The organism is Paenisporosarcina sp. TG20, from assembly GCF_000286315.1.
Classification (GTDB): Bacteria; Bacillota; Bacilli; order Bacillales_A; family Planococcaceae; genus Paenisporosarcina.
The window spans coordinates 1-566 of the sequence record NZ_ALJG01000009.1 but is presented as its reverse complement, the minus strand read 5'-3'; the positions used below and the strand labels follow the sequence as shown (position 1 = coordinate 566).

Genomic DNA, 566 nt, shown 5'->3' with positions numbered 1-566 from the left:
TAAGAAACCACCATGGCTTACGTTTCACGTAAGCCACCATCTACCATGAAAAGTGATCTTTAATCAAAAAAAGAGAATAGGACTTATTGGTTTTTGGTAATACATATAATAACAATACGACCAGACTGGACATACTATGGTGGATACTGGAAAGAGTAGACCCTGCATAAGAAACTGGTTGTGACAGTAAAGAAGTACCATTTACTGTGCTGAGAGCACGTATACAAAAATTTGCAACTTTAGCTACTGTCATTTGTATTGTTAAATTATCAGTGAGGTGGTTGTCCTATGGAAGCGATGATTGAAAAGTGTGCTGGGTTGGATGTACATCAAGAAACAGTGGTAGCCTGTATTTTATTTGGTCCCTTGGAAAAAAAACCGAAAAAAACGATTGAATCTTTTTCCACAATCACATTTGGATTATTAAAATTACAAGATTGGTTGAACTCTCATGAAGTAACAGATGTTGTAATGGAAAGTACAGGAATCTATTGGAAACCGGTATGGAACATCCTTGAAAGTGATTTTCACTTAGTACTTGCCAATGCCAAACATGTAAAAAATGT

1 protein-coding gene is annotated in these 566 nt (G+C 35.7%); it reads left to right on the top strand.

Annotated features, from left to right (window positions below; all coding sequences use genetic code 11):
- Positions 1-288: 288 nt before the first annotated feature.
- Positions 289-566: transposase (locus B371_RS20870; RefSeq protein WP_019412338.1), on the top strand; the 278-nt coding region annotated here is incomplete at its 3' end.